Consider the following 16,434-nt stretch of genomic DNA (forward strand, 5'->3'; position numbering starts at 1 on the left):
ACGCCGGTCACCCGGGCGGCGGTACGGCCAGCAGCCGTCGGCCGGCCGGACGAGCGGGCGAACCGGTGCGGCGGGGTCTCAGATCACCCGGTCTCAGACCCGGCGCAGCACGAAGGTGTCGGACGTGGTGCCCGCGAACAGCAGGTCCATCCGGCCGGCGAGCTGGTAGTGGTGACCGCCGGGGCCCGCCGTCACGGCGGTCGGCGCCGGGTCCGCGGAGGGGTGGACGGCGGCCAGCCGGGCGGTGCGCCAGCCGTCGGAGGAGCGCAGCTCCACCTGCGCGTCCCGGCCCGGTGCACCCAGCGCGTTGGTGATCCCCAGCACGGCGCCGCCGCGGCCGGCGGCCAGCCCGTCGAGCCCGACCAGGGCCCCGCCCGCCCCGCCGACCGGCACCGGCCGGACCTCGGACGGGTGCCGCAGGGCGACCCGCCAGAGCGTGCCGTCGTCGTACTTGCCGAGCAGCAGCGCGCCGTCCTGGTACACGATCCCGTTCAGCCCGTAGCCGCCCGGTGCGGCGGCGAGCCGCTCGTCCCGCAGCAGCACGGAGGCCCGGCCGTCCACCCCCACCCGGTAGACGATCGGCGCGCGCGAGTCCGTGACGTACGCGGTGCCGTCCGGGCCGAAGGCGATGTCGTTGGCGAAGTGCGGACCGCCGTCGCCCGCCACCGCGGCGAGGTCGGTGTAGAAGATCCGGCGGCCGGTCTCCAGGTCGTACGCGCCGATCCCGGCCAGCAGGCCCGTGGTGGCCGCCGAGCTGCGCAGGCCCACGCCGTTGTCCCCGTTGGCCAGCAGGACGCGACCGCGCGCGGGGTCCGCGTGCAGGCCGATCACCGAGACGAGCGCCGACGGATCGTCGACCAGGGTGCGGACGCTGCCGTCGGGCCGGACGACCGAGACCGTACCGTGGCGGAGGGAGCCCACCAGGAACCGCTGGTGGGCCGCGTCCCAGGTCACGCCCTCGGGGTGCAGGCTGGGCGCGTGGCCGTCGACCACGGCCGGATAGCGGGCGGGGGCGTGCTGCGCCCCCGCGGCCGGGGCGGTGGTCGCGGCGCCGGCGGCCGGGACCGCGACGACGGTGAGCAGGGTGGTGGCCGCGGCGGCCACCAGGGCGCGGCGAAGCTGACGCCTCATCGGATGCTCCTCGGGTAAGGGATCTTCAACGTGCTGACGGGTCAAGCCTCGTGCGGGGCGCGGGGACGCGGCAGTGCGTGGCGATACTGGTAGTACGGCTACCAGGGACGCGACGGCGGGGGCGGATCATGACGACGACCGGAACGGCGGCGAGCACGGCGGGGGCGGGCGGCACACCGCGGCGGACGGCGCTGTCCAACTTCCTGCGCAGCCGGCGGGCCCGGCTGACGCCCGAGGACGTGGGGATGGCGCCCGGGCTGCGCCGCCGCACCCCCGGCCTGCGGCGGGAGGAGCTCGCGGTGCTCGCGGGCGTCGGGGTGACCTGGTACACCTGGCTCGAGCAGGGGCGGGCGATCAACCCCTCCCCCGAGGTGCTGGCGAGCCTGGCCCGCACGCTGCGGCTGGACCAGGCGGAGACGGAGTACCTGTTCCGGCTCGCGGGCAGCCACCCGCTGCCGACCGAGGGCTCGGTGCCTGAGCGGGTGCCCGCCGCGCTGCTGCGCCTGCTGCACGCGCAGTCGCCGTCCCCCGCCTTCCTGATCGACGCCGACTGGGACGTCCGGGGCTGGAACCCGCAGGCGGACGCGCTGTTCGAGTTCTCCCGGTGGCCGGCGCGGGAGCGCAACCTCGGCTGGGTGATCTTCGCCAACCACGCGCACCGGGCGCGGACGGTGGACTGGGAGCGTCATGCCCGTCGGGCCCTGGCGCAGCTGCGGGCCGCCTACGGCGAGCGGGGCGGCGACGGCTCGCCCGGGGCGCGGCGGATGGCGGCGCTGATCGCGCGGCTGCGGGCGAACTTCCCCGAGGCGGACCGCTGGCTGGACGAGCACCAGGTGCAGGAGCGTTCGGGCACCGAGAAGGAGCTGCGGCACGAGGCGCTGGGCCTGCTGCGGATCGACCAGTTGATCCTGCGGGCGCAGGCCGAGCCGCAGTTGGAGCTGGTGGTGCTCGCGCCGCGGGACGACGAGACCGCGGAGCGGCTGCGCCGACTGGCGCCGGAGCGGGCGTCGGATCAGGAGCCGGAGTGGGGCCGGGAGCCGGCGTACGGGCACGCGGAGGGCTGATCCCCGCCGCGCCCCGGCGGCGGGACGCAACGACGAAAGCGGGCACCGCCCGGAGGCGGTGCCCGCTTTCGTGTACCCGCCGGACGGGCCGGCGGGGTGCGTCAGTTGGCCTGGCGGCGCTGGCGGCCGGTGCCGTAGTTGCCGCCGCTCTTGGAGCCGGAGCCGGGCTTGGAGCCGCTGCTCGCCTTGCCGGAGAAGCCGGCCGCGGTGTGGGTGGCGCCGCCGCCGGTGGTGCCCATCCGCTGCTTGGGGCGGCGACGGCGGGCGTTGCCGTTGATGTCGACGTCGGTGGGCAGCGAGGAGCGCGGGCCGGAGGTGCGGCGGCGCGGGGCGCTGGTGGTGCTCGCCGCCGGGGCCTGGCTGATCGGCACGGCCAGCGTGACCGCGACGCCGGAGGGCGTCCGGGCACCGGTGATCCGGGCCAGCTCGGCGTCGCCGGGGCGGACCTTGGTGGTGGTGGGGCGGATCCCGGCGGTGGTCATCAGCCGGGTGACCTCGCGGCGCTGCTCGGGCAGCACCAGGGTGACGACGGTGCCGGACTCGCCGGCGCGGGCGGTGCGGCCGCCGCGGTGCAGGTAGTCCTTGTGGTCGATCGGCGGGTCCACGTTGACGACCAGGTCGAGGCCGTCGATGTGGATGCCGCGGGCGGCGACGTTGGTGGCGATCAGCGCGGAGACGTGGCCCTCGCGGAACTGGTCCAGCGTCCGGTTGCGCTGCGGCTGGGACTTGCCGCCGTGCAGGGCGGCCGCCTTCACGCCGGTGGCCAGCAGCTGCTTGGCGAGGCGGTCGGCGCCGTGCTTGGTGTGCACGAACATGATCACCCGGCCCTCGCGGGAGGCGATGTGCGCGGTGGCCGAGGCCTTGTCGGCCGTGTCGATCTGCAGCACGTGGTGGTCCATGGTGGTCACCGCGCCGGCCGACGGGTCGACGGAGTGCGTCACCGGGTCGGTCAGGAAGCGGCGGACCAGGCGGTCCACGTTGCGGTCGAGGGTGGCGGAGAACAGCATCCGCTGCCCGCCCTCGGCGACCTGCTCCAGCAGCTTGGTGACCTGCGGCAGGAAGCCCATGTCGGCCATCTGGTCGGCCTCGTCGAGGACGGTGACGGCGACCTCGTCGAGCCGGACGTCCTGCCGGTTGATCAGGTCGTCGAGCCGGCCGGGGGTCGCGACCAGCACCTCGGCGCCGCGGCGCAGCGCGTTGGCCTGCCGGGTGATCGACATGCCGCCGACCACGGTGGCGATCCGCAGGTTCACGGCCGTCGCGTACGGGGTGAGGGCGTCGGTGACCTGCTGGGCGAGCTCGCGGGTCGGCACCAGCACCAGGGCCAGCGGGCGGCGCGCGTCGGCGCGCTTGCCGGCGGTCCGGGCGAGGATCGAGAGGCCGAAGGCGAGGGTCTTGCCGGAGCCGGTGCGGCCGCGGCCCAGCACGTCACGGCCGGCGATCGCGTCGGGCAGCGTGGCGGACTGGATCGGGAAGGGCTCGGTGACGCCCTCGCGGGTCAGCGCGGAGAGCAGGCCCTTGGGCATCTCCAGCTCGGCGAAGGTCGCCGCCGGCGGGCGGGCCGGGGTGCCCTCGGGGATGGCGAAGTCGGCGGGCGCCTCGACGGCGCGCTCGCGGGGCGCGGCGCCCCGGCCGCGACCGCGGCCGCCGGCGCCACCGGCACCGCCGGCGCTGCGCAGGCCGCCGCCGCTGGTGCCGCTGCGGCGCTGGGCGTCGCTGAAGCCGCCGCTGCTGCTGGCGTTGCCACCGGTGCGGGGGCGGCCGCGGCCGGCCTGGCCCGCTGCGGCGCCCTGGGTGCGGCCGCCGGTGCTGCGGTTGCGCTGCGGGCGTGACTGATCGGTCATGGAGTGATTTTCCGTCCTGATGCGGCCGACGGCCACGGCTGTGCCGTGGTGGCGGACCTTGGGGGTACCCCCCGCGGAGGCTGGGGGTAGGGCCCCCAGCGGGGAGCTGGGGAAGGTCGGCCGTCAGGAGAGGAATGAACCACTGCCGCCCCGGCCGTTCGGCGGCATGCACGAGGGCCCGCACCGTGCGGTACGGGCCCTCGCTTCGCGACGTTGAGTCAGCTCGGAGGCTGGACTCAGATGACGCGGATGTTCTCGGCCTGCGGGCCCTTCTGGCCCTGGGTGACGTCGAACTCGACCTTCTGGCCCTCGACCAGCTCACGGAAACCGTTCGCCTGGATGTTCGAGTAGTGGGCGAACACGTCAGCGCCGCCACCGTCCTGCTCGATGAAGCCGAAGCCCTTTTCGCTGTTGAACCACTTCACGGTGCCGGTAGCCATAACCGTCTCCTCATACTGGGGCATCAGGACCCACACCTCGTGGGCCCCAAAGTAGCCGCGATCCCCATCCGGAGACTGAAACACCGGACAAAACAAATGCGCCTGTTGGTTGGTACCAGCAGGCGCACACATACGTTCATGGGAACCAAAACTGCAACTGCGTCGACTGTAGCACGGCCGCCACCGGAATGATCGAGTGATTTTTGCCGGACACGTCACGTTTGCGGCCCCCGACAGCAGGGCACGCGGCGCCCGCCGAAGCGGTCGCCGCGTGCCCTGTGACCTGGGACTCCCCGCCCGCGTCCGACCGGTCGAGCGCGGTCGGCCGGGCGCGGTCGGGGGCGGGTGTCAGTGCCGTCCGGCCGGCTCCGGGGCGCCGTGCGCCTCGGCGACCGCGACCCCCTCGTCGTGGCCGGCCGAGTCGCCGTGGCCGGGCCACCAGGCCGCGTGGCCCAGCAGCGCGGTCAGCGCCGGGGTGAAGAACATCGCCATCACGAAGGCCGCCAGCACGATGCCGAAGGCCAGCGAGAAGCCGATCTCCATGAGGAGCACGTTGCCCGCGAGCATGAAGGTCGCGAACGAGGCCGCCAGGATGAAGCCGGCCGACGCGACCGTCGGACCGCCGTGCCGGATGGCCTCACGGGCCGCCTCGCGCGGGGTGCGGCCCGCCCGGACCTCCTCCCGCAGCCGGGCGATGATCAGGATGTTGTAGTCGGTGCCGAGCGCCACCACAAACAAGTAGATGAAGATCGGCAGCATGAACATCAGGCCGGCCTCGCCCTTGACGTTCTGGAAGATCAGCGTGGTGGCCCCCAGGGTGGCGGCGAAGCCGAGGCCCACCGAGGCCATCAGGTACCAGGGGGCGACCAGGCTGCGCAACTGCAGCCCCAGGATGATCATGATCAGCAGCCCGGCGACCGGGAAGACCAGCGTGTAGTCGTGCACCATCGCGGTGTTGATGTCCTTGTACACCGCGCTGATGCCGCCGACGTAGGCCTTGGTGTCGGCCGGCGCCGCGCTGTGGGCCACGTCGCGCACCCGGGCGACGGCGTCGATCGCCTGGTTGCTGGCCGGGGCGTCCTTGAGCAGGACGGTGAAGTCCGCCGTGCCGCCGTCCTTGCTCAGCTCCGGCTCCGCCGGGACCTGCGCCACGCCCTTGACCTCGCCGAGCTTGGCGGCGAAGCCGCTCAGCGCGGCGGGGTCGAGCTTGGCGCCGTCCCTGGTGCTGGTGAGGAAGACGTGACTGGGGTCGGCGGCGCCCGCCGAGAAGGCGGTCATCAGCTTGTCCTGGACGACCAGCGACTCCTTGTCCTTCGGCATGGAGCTGGCGGCGAGGTCGAAGGTGCCGTTGTAGCCGATGCCGCCGAGGGCCAGCACGGCCAGCACGCCGCCGGAGACCAGCGCCACCAGGCCGGGACGCTTGCCGGTCATCCGCCCGAGCGCCGCGAACCGGGCGTTCGAGGGCTCGTTCATCCACTTCTTGCCCGGCCAGAACACCCCGCGGGACGGGATGACGGAGAGCACGGCCGGGGCCAGGGTGAGCGAGACGAGGGCCGTGACGACCACCGCGATCGCCAGCGCCGGGCCGAGCGCCTTGAACATGCCGAGGCTGGAGAGCACCAGCACCGCGAAGGCCACCGCGACCGCGCCGGCCGCCGAGGCGATCGCCTCGCCGACCCGGCCGACGGCGTTGACCACCGCCTCCTTGCGCTCGTCGCCGGCCCGCAGCCGCTCGCGGTAGCGGAAGGCCAGGAACAGGAAGTAGTCGGTGCCGACACCGAGCACCACGACGATCAGGATCGCCGAGGTGATCGGCGAGCTCTTCAGGTCGAACAGCTTGGTGGCGTCCGCGATCAGGCCGGTGGCCGCCGGCATGGCGACACCGAGGGAGAGCAGCACCGGCAGCAGGCCGGCCAGCAGGCTGCGGAAGATGATGCCGACGATCAGCATCACCAGGACGACGGTGCCGAGGGCGATGATCGCGTCCGCCGCCCCGGAGGCCTCCTCCTGGTCCAGGGCGCTCGCGGCCTGGCCGCCGACCTGGTACTTCAGCGAGGTGCCGGAGGCCAGCTCGGCGCCCTTCTCGCGCAGCTTCTTGGCCGCTTCCAGGTACTCGGGGCTCTGCTGCTTGGTCTTGTCGATCGAGACCATGGTCAGCGCGTACTTGCCGTCCTCGGAGAACGACTTCTCGCCGACCGGCAGCACCTGCTCGACCGACTTGATGCCGGCGTCGGAGAGGCCCTTGACCACCTTGTCGATGCCGGCCTTGTCGGCGGCGTCGAGCTTGCCGCCGTCACCGCGCTCGAAGAGCAGCAGCGCGCCGGGGGTGAAGCTGGCGGGGAAGGCCTTCTCCTGCACCTCCGAGGCCTGGATGGACTCGTAGTGCTTGGGGAGGAACGCCGCCTCGTCCGTCTGGGCGCTGATGGTCGGCGCCGTGATGGCGATCGCGATGGCCGCGACGAGCCACGTCGCGATCACCCACCACGCACGACGAACCACGAATTGTCCGATTCGGTGGAACATGCTCGCAATGCCTCCTGGGCATGGTTCACCGCAGCCCTGGGGGACGGGACGCCGGGCGACGGCTGAGGACCGGCGACGGAAGCCCTGGGGGGAGTTCCTTAGCCGGTCGGCAGGTAAGTGATTGAGGGCATCATCCTACGAGCACTTGCCTGCCGCCCGGCAGTCAACCCCCGTCGAACCGCTCTCAGGGGCGCAGACCCCGTCGCCCCGGACCATCCTCCCCCGGCCGCCACCACCTTGACCTCGTGCTCGGGGTGGAGAGCCCTCCCCCTCAGGGTGGAGATTCCCGCCCCGCGCCCCCCGAGGGCATCAGGGTCACGGGTAGGGAAAACCCCACCCCACCCCCCAGGCGGACCCCCGGGTCGACTCCCCCGTCAGCCGGATACCGGTCGAACTCCCGGTTTTCTAGATTCAGTTGCGACGCCGAACCACACCGGCAACACGACTCCACCGCGCATCCGACAACGCCATCCGCAGCACGATCCGGCGGCCCCGCACCGCCGCACTCCCCGGGGGGAACCACACCGTGACACCAGGCCCTGCCCGCTCCCGCTCGCCGCGACCGCCCCGCCCGGGACTCGCCGCGGCCATGGGCGCCTGGAGCGCCCGCCACCGCAAGACCGCCGTCTTCGGCTGGCTGCTCTTCGTCGTCCTCACCGCCTACCTCGGCGGGGTGCACGGCAGCGACCAGGTCACCGAGTCCGAGTCGATGCCCGGTCAGGTCGCCCGCGCCGCCAGGATCCTCGACGAGGCCGGGATCAAGGCACCGGCCTCCGAGAGCGTGCTGATCCAGAGTCCGACCCTGACCGCCGACGACCCGGCCTTCCGCGACGTCGTCGACCAGGTCCGGACCGCCGTCACCGGCACCGGCCGGACCGCGGACCTGCGCTCCCCGTACGACACCCAGGCCTTCTCCGCCGACCGGCACTCCGCGCTGCTCCAGTTCACCGTCACCGGCGACCGTGAGAAGGCCGTCGAGAACATCCCCGCCGTCCTGGACGCGGTGGCGAAGGTGCAGGCGCAGCACCGCGACCTGACCGTCGAGGAGCTCGGCGAGGCCAGCTCCGGCAAGTGGTTCGACGACCAGTTCGCCGACGACTTCCAGCGCGCCGAGTGGACGGCCGTACCGCTCGCCCTCGGCATCCTGCTGATCGCCTTCGGCGCCCTGGTCGCCGCCGTCCTGCCGGTGGTCCTCGCGCTGACCGCCTTCGTCGCCGCCGGCGGCCTGGTCGCGCTGAGCAGCGGCCTGCTGCACACCAGCAACGACGCCAGCTCGGTGATGCTGCTGGTCGGCCTCGCCGTCGGCGTCGACTACTGCCTCTTCTACCTGCGCCGCGAACGCGAGGAGCGCGCCGCCGGCCACGACGCCGAGACCGCCCTGCGGATCGCCGCCGCCACCAGCGGCCGGGCCGTGCTGGTCTCCGGCGTCACCGTGGTCGTCGCGATGGCCGGGATGTTCCTGACCGGCATCGCCACCTTCCAGGCCATGTCGTACGCCACCATCGTGGTGGTGGTCACCGCCGTGCTCGGCTCGCTCACCGTGCTGCCCGCCCTGCTCTCGATGCTCGGCGACCGGGTCGACAAGGGCCGGGTGCCGCTGCTGCACCGCCTGCGCCGCCCCGGGGCCGCCGCGACCGGCGGCCGGTTCTGGAACGCCGTCCTGACCCCGGTGCTGCGCCGCCCGCTGGCGGCCACCGTGCTGGCCGGCGGCCTGCTGCTCGCGATCGCCGCCCCGCTGACCACCATGCACACCGCCAACCTGACCTTCCGGCAGCAACTGCCGGCGGGCAACGCCCTGGTCGCCACCTCCGAGCGGATCCAGGCCGCCTTCCCCGGCAGCCCCTCCCCCGCGACCGTCGTGGTCCGGGCCGCCGACATCGACTCCCCCGCGATGACCGCCGCCATCGACGACCTCAAGACCCGGGTACTGGCCGACCGCCGGATGCACGGCCCGATCGACGTCACGGTGCACGCCGGGCAGAACGTCGCCACCGTCGACATCCCGCTGATGGGCTCCGGGAACGACAGCACCAGCACCGCGGCCCTGCGGGCGCTGCGGGAGGACATCATCCCGGCCACCCTGCTCAAGGTGCCCGGCACCGAGGCGCCGGTCACCGGCTCCACCGCCGGCTCGCACGACTTCAACGAGCAGATGACCGGCAGCATGCTGCCGGTGTTCGGGTTCGTGGTGGCCTTCGCCTTCCTGCTGATGCTCACCTCGTTCCGCTCGCTGGCCGTCGCGATCACCGCGGTGGCGCTCAACCTGCTCTCGGTCGGCGCCGCGTACGGCGTGCTGACGCTGGTCTTCCAGCACGGCGTCGGCGCCTCGCTGCTCGACACCGCCGGGGTCGGCGCGATCGACAGCTGGGTGCCGCTGTTCCTCTTCGTGATCCTCTTCGGGCTCTCGATGGACTACCACGTCTTCGTGGTCTCCCGGATCAAGGAGGGCCACGACCGCGGCCTGTCCACCCAGGCGGCGATCGCGCACGGGATCCGCTCCACCGCCGGGGTCGTCACCAGCGCGGCGGTCATCATGGTCGCGGTGTTCGGGGTCTTCGGGACGCTGTCCATGCAGTCCATGAAGCAGATGGGCGTCGGCCTCGCGGTCGCCGTGCTGATCGACGCGACCGTCATCCGCGGGGTGCTGCTGCCCGCCGTGATGAGCCTGCTCGGCGAGCGCAACTGGTACCTGCCGCGCTGGCTCGGCTGGCTCCCCGACTTCTCGCACACCGAGCACACCGAGCACGCCCCGCTCGCCGCCGCTGCCTCGACGGCCTCCGCGGCCTCCGCCGCCGGGACGCGGTCGGAGCCGGACGGTGCGCGCCACCGCCGGGTCGGCGTCTGACCCTGCTCGGCACCGGGCCGGGCCCCGCGATCCGCGGGGCCCGGCATCGCCGTGCCGGCTCGCCCAGTCGGCTCGCTCAGTCGGCGATCAGCACGGTGAACTCGTCACTCGGGTACGTCCCGGGCCGGCCCTGCGCCGCGTCCAGGACCTCCCGCAGGGTCCGCAGCAGGCCGACCGTCAGCTGCAGCGGCGGCTCGTCCGGCTGGTACGTCGTCCCGCGCGGGTACTCCTCACCGGGGACGGTCGACCGCTCGACGTGGCAGCCCAGGACGTGGGTGACCGGGTTGGCCTCGCAGAAGGCCAGCAGCCGGTCGACGGTCGCCGAGAAGGCCGCCGCGTCCTGGACGTGGAGCAGCCCGGGGTAGAACGAGTCCCCGGTGAACAGCAGCCCGGTGTTCCGGTCGTGGAACACCAGCGCCGCCTGCTGGTGCCCCGGCCCCGGGATCAGGTCGAGCACCCGGCCGCCGAGGTCCAGCTCACCGAGCCCCTCCGGCCACTCCTTTAGTCCGAACGCCTCGACGACCTCCGCCAGGCTCCGGCCGACCACCGTCGTCCCCGGTCGCCCCGCGAACTGGGCGTCCCCCGCGACGTGGTCGCCGTGCCCGTGGGTGTGCGCGACCAGCAGGTCGTACCGCCCGCGCCCGAGCGCCTGCGGGTGCCGCTCCAGCCAGTCCGCGACCAGGCCGTCCACCGTCCGGCGCAGCGGGAACCACTGCGCCTCCGCGGTCGCGCCGGTGTCCAGCAGCAGCGCCCGCTCGGCGCCGAACAGCAGGAACATGAACGGCGCCTCGTAGTGCACCGACTTGTTCTGCCGCAGGATCACCGTGTGCTCGTCGTAGGCGTGCACCTGGATCTCCGGCGCCGGGTCGTGCTTGGCCGACGGCCAGCCGGCGTGCCAGCTGACGTCGAGGTTCCCCGGCTTGGGTCGCTCGCGCACCTCGTCCTTGTTCGTCACGCCCGCCACGGTACCGGCCGGTAGCCGTCGGTCCGGCGGATTCCCGGTCGAACCGCGGACCGCGGGGTACGAGCGGCGCCCGGGCAGGCACCCGGTCAGTCCGCCTGCGGGTAGCCGATCTCGGTGAGGTCCTCGGCCAGGTCGGCCAGGTCCAGCTCGTCGTTCAGGGCGGCGACGACGTCGGCGGTGAGCGGGCGCAGCGCGTACACGTGCCGGACGGCCGCGAGGTCCACGGAGACCTCGTAGTACTCCTCGGCCCAGCGCTGGTAGGCCTCGGGCGAGCGGTCGGCCAGCAGCTCGAACAGGCCCTCCGCGCCGTCGGGGTCCGAGGTGCCGGCCGGGAACTCGATGGTGCCGTGCCGCCAGTGGTCGTCCGTGTTCTCCCGCCACAGGCAGACGGTGACGGCCGGGATGCCGTCCTCGTCCGAGAACGCGGGCTCCTCGACCTGGGGGCGGAACACCGGGGGCACGTCGTCGAGCAGTCCGGGCCAGGGGGCGCCGCCCCGGCCGAGCGCGTACGGGCTCAGCTCGGCCTCGTGGGCGAAGCCCCGGACGTACGCGCCGGCGGCCGTGAGGACGACGGAGTAGTCGTCGCCCTGGCCGTTGCGCATCGAGGCCATCTCCTCCGCCTCGGCCCAGGTGCTGTCGAAGGAGTGGTACCTGCTCTCCCAGTCCGGGGACAGGATGGCGTCGAGGGTGGCGAGCGCACGGCAGTGGTCGCGCAGCTCGGGCAGGGAGGGCAGCCGGCGGGCCACGTCGTAGACGGTCATGCGGTCAGTCAAGCGGATGCCACTGACACACCTGCCAGGGGGGTGTGCGCACGGCCCGGCCCTGGCCATGGGTCATGATGAGGGACTCCACCGCAGATCGGAGCAGCCCATGACCCCCTTCGACGAGGGCCGCGCGCGGGCGCTGCTCGCCCGGGCCTGCTCGGCGGCCGGACTGCCGGAGCCGGTCGGCGCGCGGCTGCTGGCGCTGAGCGAGAACGCGGTGTTCGACCTCGGCGACCCGGCCGTGGTGGCGAAGGTGGGGCGCGGACCGGAACTGTCGGAGCGGGCGCGGCGGGAGTCCGAGGTGGCGCACTGGCTGGCCGGACAGGGGATCCCGGTGGTGCGTCCGTACGAGGGTGCGGTGCCCGGGCCGCAGTTGGCCGACGGACACCCCGTCACCTTCTGGCACCGCCTCGCACCGGCCGTGCGCCCGGCGCGCCCGGCCGACCTGGCGCCGCTGCTGCGCGCCCTGCACGCCCTGGAGGCGCCGCCGTTCGCGCTGGGGCGGCGGGATCTGCTGGCGCCGGTCGGTCGCTGGCTGGCCTCGGCCGAGGGGCAGGTCGATCCGGCGGACGTGGCCTTCCTGCGGGACCGCGAGGCGTCGTTCGCCGCCGCGACGGCGGACCTGACGCCGCACCTCGCTCCGGGCGTCATCCACGGGGACGCGCTGCCGCGCAACGTCCATGTCGGCCCGGACGGTCCGGTGCTGCTGGACCTGGAGACCGTGTCGGCGGATCTGCGCGAGCACGACCTGGTGGTACTGGCGCTGAGCCACGACCGCTACGGGGTGTCCGCCGAGGACTACGAGGCCTTCACCGACGGGTACGGCTGGGACGTCCGGGACTGGCCGGGCTTCGCCGTCCTGCGCGGGGCCCGTGAGACGGCCAGCGCCTCCTGGGTCGCACAGCAGGTGCCGGGCAACCCGGCCGCCGCCGCCGAGTTCCGGCGCCGGGTCGACTCCCTGCGGGACGCGGCCACCACCGTTCGCTGGTACCCGTTCTGACGGTCCGACGGCTCGGTGGGGCGGAGGCCGGACCGGGCCCTCGATCGGGGGAACCGGGACGGCGGACCGGGCGTCTTGTCCGACAGTCATCCCGGTCGGGCGACCGGTGGGACGTCAGGAGGCGCTGCCATGTCCTCGGAACACACCGTCACCCGGTCCGGCCCGCACGGCCCGAACCGAACTCGCTCCGACCAGGCCCGGTCGGACCGCGCCCACGCTGACCGGACCCGCCCGAACCAGGCCCGCTCTGACCTCGCCCTGCGGCGCGCCCTCCGGGCGGCCTGCGCCGCCCTGCTCGTCGCCGCCGTGGTCACCGGCTGCGGCACCGCACAGGGCGCGCTCCGGGCCGAGGTGACACCGGGCCCGTCCTGGCCGACGGCGCCGAGCCCGACGGCTGCTCCCGCTACGCCCACCGCACCGGCCCCCTCCCGGGCGTCGGCCTCCCCCACCGCGAGCGGCTCCGGTCCGGCCGCCCCCGGCTCCGCACCGCCCACCTCGCCCGGCCCGTCGAACGGCCCGTCCGTACCCGCCGTGCCGAAACCCGCGCCCACCGCCACCCCGGCTCCGCCGCCGGCCACCGCGGCGCCGGTGCAGCCGCCCGCCGGCACGGGCGTCTCCGCCGCGCTCGTCGCCACCACCGCGCACGGCGGCCGTACCGTCGCGCTCACCTTCGACGACGGCCCCGGCCCCGCCACCGGGCAGGTGCTCGACGTGCTGGCGCAGTACGGCGCGAAGGCGACGTTCTGCCAGATCGGACCGCAGGCCGCCGCGAACCCGGCGGTGGTGAAGCGCATCCTCGCGGCCGGGCACCGCCTCTGCGACCACAGCGTGCACCACCCGCAGCCGTTCGCCGCGCTCTCCCACGACCGGCAGGTCCAGGAGATCGCGACCGCCAAGGACATGATCGTCCGGGCCGGCGGGGCGGGCACCGAAGTCCCCTGGTTCCGCGCGCCGGGCGGCGGCTTCACCGCCGCCAACCAGCAGGTCGCGGCCTCCTACGGGATGCGCCCGCTCACCTGGACGGTGGACACCCGGGACTGGACCAGGCCGGGGGCACCGGCCATCGTGGCGAGCGTCCAGCGCGCGCTGCGCCCGGGCGGCGTGGTGCTGATGCACGACGGCGGCGGCGACCGCACCCAGACCGTCGCGGCGCTGCGCCAGCTGCTGCCCTGGCTGACGGCCCAGGGGTACGCCTTCGACTTTCCGGCCGTCTGACCCGCCGGCCGCCCGCCGACCACCCGCGCCGACGGCCGGGGCAGGACGCCTGGCCCCGGCGGCGGTACCGGACCGGGGCAGGTCAGGAGCCCCGGAGGTCTCAGCGCAGCGGCCAGCGCGGGTCGATCACGGCCTCCGGGTCCTTGCCCTTGCGCAGCCAGGCCTGCAGCCCCTCGGCCCACTCCCGGTACCAGCCCACCTGACGGTGGTGCAGCTCGGCCAGCGCGACGTCCCCCACCTGCGCCGGGTAGCGCTCCCCGAGGGCCACCGCGACGAGGACGGCGGCCAGCGCGTCGCTGCCGGCCTCGTGGGCGTCGGTCAGCTCCACGCCGTAGACCTCGCAGACCCGCTGGAGGGTGCGCGAGCCCTTGCGGTACTTGTCGACCGCGCGGTCGATCACCAGGGCGTCCAGCACCGGGGTGACCGGGCCGCCGAGCCGCTCGGCCAGGTCGGGCAGGCCGTACCGGCGCAGCTCGGCGTCGAGGAGGGAGAGGTCGAAGGGGGCGTTGAAGGCGACCACCGGCCGCCCGGCCCGGATCCGCTCGCACAGGGCGGCGGCTATCTCCTCGACGCCCTCCTTGGCCGGGCGCCCCTTGCTGCGGGCCAGGTCGTCGCCGATGCGGTGGATGGCCTCGGCGTCGGCGGGGATCGGGACACCGGGGTCGAGCAGCCAACTGGTGGCGCTCTCCCGGCGGCTGCCGACCGTGTCCACGAGGGCGGCCGTGACGATCCGGGACTCGGCCGGGTCGGTGCCCGTGGTCTCCAGATCGAAACCGACCAGTGGCTCATGCCACCAGCTCATAGGGGTGTGTCCTTCCGTCCGGCCGCTCTGACGTCCCCTATCATCGCCCGGGCCACCGACAACCCGGCCGGTCGGCCCCCACCCGGACCGCTCCCGGGCCCCTCCCGGGCCTGGTCGGCGCGCGCCCCGGGCCGGTGCCGGAGCCGTCCCGGACCTGCCGGAGCCTGGCCGGCGCAGGTCACGGGAGCAGGCCCCGGCACAGGCCCCGGAACAGGTACGGAGCCCGGCCCGGCCGGCCCGGGGAGAGCGGCCGGAGCCCGGGCCGGACGACCCTCGGACGGCGGGCCGGGCGACCCTCGGACGGCACGGACGCCGACGGCGAAACGGCGCCGGGACGGCGCCGGTCAGACGGCGGCGAACAGGCTCCGGGCGAGCCAGTCGGAGGCGTCCCGGACGCCCGGCAGGGCGAAGAAGTAGCCGCCACCGGTCGGCCGCAGGAACCGGGCCAGCGGCTCGTCGGCCAGCCGGGTCTGGACCGCCTCGAACTGCCGGACCAGGTCCTGCTGGTAGCAGCAGAAGGCCAGCCCCAGGTCGGGGTCGCCCGCCGCGTCGATCCCCCGGTCGTAGTTGAACCCGCGTCGCAGGATGCGGCTGTCGGCGCTGCGCTGGTCGCGCGGGTTGGCCAGCCGGATGTGGGCGTCGAGCGCGATGCCGGCCCCCTCCGGGTCCTTGCCGTAGTTGGGGGCGTCGGTCTCGGAGCCGTACCCGAGCGGCGCGCCGGTGGCCTTGTTCCGGCCGATGATCCGCTCCTGCTCGCCGAGCAGCAGGCCGTCCCAGGCGTCGGCCAGCGTGCGGATCACCCGGATCACCTGGTAGCTGCCGCCGGTGGCCCAGCCCGGTTCGCCGCCGCCGTCGACGACCCAGACCAGCCGGTCCATCAGGCGGGCCGAGGTGGTGTCGGGGTTGACGATGCCGTCCTTGAAGCCGAGCAGGTTGCGCTGGGCGCCGCTGGGCCTGGGCCGGTTCTGGAACCCGTCGACCTGCCAGCGCGCCCGCATCGCCCCCCGGGTGTGCCGGGCCAGGTCGCGCAGGGTGTGCAGGACGGTGTCGCGGCTCTCGGCGCAGACCTGGAGCGAGAGGTCCCCGTGCAGCTCGCCGGGGTGCAGGTCGTCGTTGGGGAAGGCCCGCATCGGGGTGAGCCGCAGCGGCCGGGCGGGGCCCAGGCCGTACCGGTCGTCGAAGAGCGAGGCGCCGACACCCACCGTGACGGTGAGGTCGTCGGTGGGCAGCACCGGGCCGAGGATCCCGCTGTCGGACGGCGGGGCCGCGGGGCCGAAGTCCGGCGGGGTGCCGCCGGAGGCGAGGAAGCGGATCCGGGCGGTCAGGGTACGGAACAGGGCCTCCAGTGCGGGCCGGTCGGTGGCGGTGACCTGGTAGGACACGAAGGAGGCGTAGGCCGGGGCGGGGGTGGTGATGCCGGCCTGGTGCACTCCGTGGAAGGGGACGAAGCCGGCGTCCGACCGCTGCGCGGCGCCCGCCCGGGCGGCGGCGGGCCCCGCGCCCAGCGCGAGCGCGCCGGCCGTACCGGCCCCGAGGGCCGTTCTGACGAAGCCGCGCCGCGAGGGCGCGGGACCGGCCGGGCACCCGCCGGCGGCGGACGGGACGGGGCGGGAACCACTGGCGGCGTGCTGGCTGGTCATGGTGGCCTTCCGGTCTGGGGCGAGGCGGGGATGCGTGCGGACGGCCCGGCGACGCGCGCACGCCCGGCGCACCCGCGCGAGGACGGCGCACGGATCGACCCGCGAGCGGGCGTACGGGACGGCGCGGCGGGCGGCGGCACGGCGGCCGGGGCAGGTGCGGCAGCCGGCGGGCGGAGCAGAACGAGGCGGTCGGGCAGGCAGG

Annotated in this window: 12 protein-coding genes; 4 read left to right on the forward strand and 8 right to left on the reverse strand. The window is 74.6% G+C overall.

The window, feature by feature from the left end:
* Positions 1-93: 93 nt before the first annotated feature.
* Positions 94-1,131 carry a gluconolaconase gene (locus ACFTWP_RS14345; protein WP_380264815.1) on the reverse strand — a complete coding sequence of 346 codons (1,038 nt, stop codon included), beginning with the start codon at positions 1,129-1,131 and terminating at the stop codon, positions 94-96.
* A 128-nt stretch (positions 1,132-1,259) separates the two neighbouring features.
* Here ACFTWP_RS14345 and ACFTWP_RS14350 point away from each other — a divergent pair, with 128 nt between their 5' ends.
* Complete coding sequence (locus tag ACFTWP_RS14350; protein ID WP_380264816.1) at positions 1,260-2,195, forward strand: helix-turn-helix transcriptional regulator; 936 nt, start codon at positions 1,260-1,262, stop codon at positions 2,193-2,195.
* A 101-nt stretch (positions 2,196-2,296) separates the two neighbouring features.
* On the opposite strand, the gene ACFTWP_RS14355 is transcribed toward ACFTWP_RS14350, so the two are convergent.
* From ACFTWP_RS14355 to ACFTWP_RS14365, 3 genes are all read right to left on the reverse strand, one after another.
* Entirely contained in the window at positions 2,297-4,039 is a 1,743-nt protein-coding gene (locus ACFTWP_RS14355) for a DEAD/DEAH box helicase (RefSeq protein ID WP_380264817.1), read from the reverse strand.
* A gap of 236 nt (positions 4,040-4,275) precedes the next feature.
* Positions 4,276-4,479, reverse strand: coding sequence for a cold-shock protein (locus ACFTWP_RS14360; protein ID WP_073922031.1), 204 nt, complete (start codon positions 4,477-4,479; stop codon positions 4,276-4,278).
* A gap of 348 nt (positions 4,480-4,827) precedes the next feature.
* Positions 4,828-7,002 carry an MMPL family transporter gene (locus ACFTWP_RS14365; RefSeq protein WP_380264818.1) on the reverse strand — a complete coding sequence of 725 codons (2,175 nt, stop codon included), beginning with the start codon at positions 7,000-7,002 and terminating at the stop codon, positions 4,828-4,830.
* 589 nt (positions 7,003-7,591) lie between these two features.
* On the opposite strand from ACFTWP_RS14365, the gene ACFTWP_RS14370 reads away from it, so the two are divergent.
* Positions 7,592-9,847: an MMPL family transporter gene (locus ACFTWP_RS14370; RefSeq protein ID WP_380264819.1), complete on the forward strand. Its 2,256-nt coding sequence runs from the start codon at positions 7,592-7,594 to the stop codon at positions 9,845-9,847.
* 76 nt (positions 9,848-9,923) lie between these two features.
* On the opposite strand, the gene ACFTWP_RS14375 is transcribed toward ACFTWP_RS14370, so the two are convergent.
* Together ACFTWP_RS14375 and ACFTWP_RS14380 are read right to left on the reverse strand one after the other, a co-directional pair.
* Positions 9,924-10,802 carry an MBL fold metallo-hydrolase gene (locus tag ACFTWP_RS14375; RefSeq protein ID WP_380264820.1) on the reverse strand — a complete coding sequence of 293 codons (879 nt, stop codon included), beginning with the start codon at positions 10,800-10,802 and terminating at the stop codon, positions 9,924-9,926.
* A gap of 95 nt (positions 10,803-10,897) precedes the next feature.
* The gene (locus tag ACFTWP_RS14380; RefSeq protein WP_380264821.1) at positions 10,898-11,572 is read right to left on the reverse strand and encodes a hypothetical protein; all 675 of its coding nucleotides are present in this window, start codon (positions 11,570-11,572) and stop codon (positions 10,898-10,900) included.
* A gap of 109 nt (positions 11,573-11,681) precedes the next feature.
* Here ACFTWP_RS14380 and ACFTWP_RS14385 point away from each other — a divergent pair, with 109 nt between their 5' ends.
* Positions 11,682-12,575, forward strand: coding sequence for a phosphotransferase enzyme family protein (locus ACFTWP_RS14385; protein WP_380264822.1), 894 nt, complete (start codon positions 11,682-11,684; stop codon positions 12,573-12,575).
* A gap of 129 nt (positions 12,576-12,704) precedes the next feature.
* Positions 12,705-13,790, forward strand: a complete 1,086-nt coding sequence (locus ACFTWP_RS14390) for a polysaccharide deacetylase family protein (protein ID WP_380264823.1) — start codon at positions 12,705-12,707, stop codon at positions 13,788-13,790.
* Between the two features lie 100 nt (positions 13,791-13,890).
* Here ACFTWP_RS14390 and ACFTWP_RS14395 read toward each other — a convergent pair whose 3' ends face one another.
* Positions 13,891-14,592, reverse strand: a complete 702-nt coding sequence (locus ACFTWP_RS14395) for an exonuclease domain-containing protein (RefSeq protein WP_380264824.1) — start codon at positions 14,590-14,592, stop codon at positions 13,891-13,893.
* Positions 14,593-14,936: 344 nt separating this feature from the next.
* Positions 14,937-16,232 (reverse strand): Dyp-type peroxidase, encoded by a 1,296-nt coding sequence (locus tag ACFTWP_RS14400; protein WP_380264825.1) that lies wholly within the window; start codon positions 16,230-16,232, stop codon positions 14,937-14,939.
* Positions 16,233-16,434 lie beyond the last annotated feature (202 nt).

It is taken from the genome of Kitasatospora sp. NPDC057015, assembly GCF_042673745.1.
GTDB lineage: Bacteria > Actinomycetota > Actinomycetes > Streptomycetales > Streptomycetaceae > Kitasatospora.

Bases quoted from the DNA above. Each gene is read 5' to 3' on its own strand.
- ACFTWP_RS14345 (WP_380264815.1), bottom strand. From the start codon at position 1,131: ATGAGGCGTCAGCTTCGCCGCGCCCTGGTGGCCGCCGCGGCCACCACC.
- ACFTWP_RS14350 (WP_380264816.1), top strand. From the start codon at position 1,260: ATGACGACGACCGGAACGGCGGCGAGCACGGCGGGGGCGGGCGGCACA.
- ACFTWP_RS14355 (WP_380264817.1), bottom strand. From the start codon at position 4,039: ATGACCGATCAGTCACGCCCGCAGCGCAACCGCAGCACCGGCGGCCGC.
- ACFTWP_RS14360 (WP_073922031.1), bottom strand. From the start codon at position 4,479: ATGGCTACCGGCACCGTGAAGTGGTTCAACAGCGAAAAGGGCTTCGGC.
- ACFTWP_RS14365 (WP_380264818.1), bottom strand. From the start codon at position 7,002: ATGTTCCACCGAATCGGACAATTCGTGGTTCGTCGTGCGTGGTGGGTG.
- ACFTWP_RS14370 (WP_380264819.1), top strand. From the start codon at position 7,592: ATGGGCGCCTGGAGCGCCCGCCACCGCAAGACCGCCGTCTTCGGCTGG.
- ACFTWP_RS14380 (WP_380264821.1), bottom strand. From the start codon at position 11,572: ATGACCGTCTACGACGTGGCCCGCCGGCTGCCCTCCCTGCCCGAGCTG.
- ACFTWP_RS14385 (WP_380264822.1), top strand. From the start codon at position 11,682: ATGACCCCCTTCGACGAGGGCCGCGCGCGGGCGCTGCTCGCCCGGGCC.
- ACFTWP_RS14390 (WP_380264823.1), top strand. From the start codon at position 12,705: ATGTCCTCGGAACACACCGTCACCCGGTCCGGCCCGCACGGCCCGAAC.
- ACFTWP_RS14395 (WP_380264824.1), bottom strand. From the start codon at position 14,592: ATGAGCTGGTGGCATGAGCCACTGGTCGGTTTCGATCTGGAGACCACG.
- ACFTWP_RS14400 (WP_380264825.1), bottom strand. From the start codon at position 16,232: ATGACCAGCCAGCACGCCGCCAGTGGTTCCCGCCCCGTCCCGTCCGCC.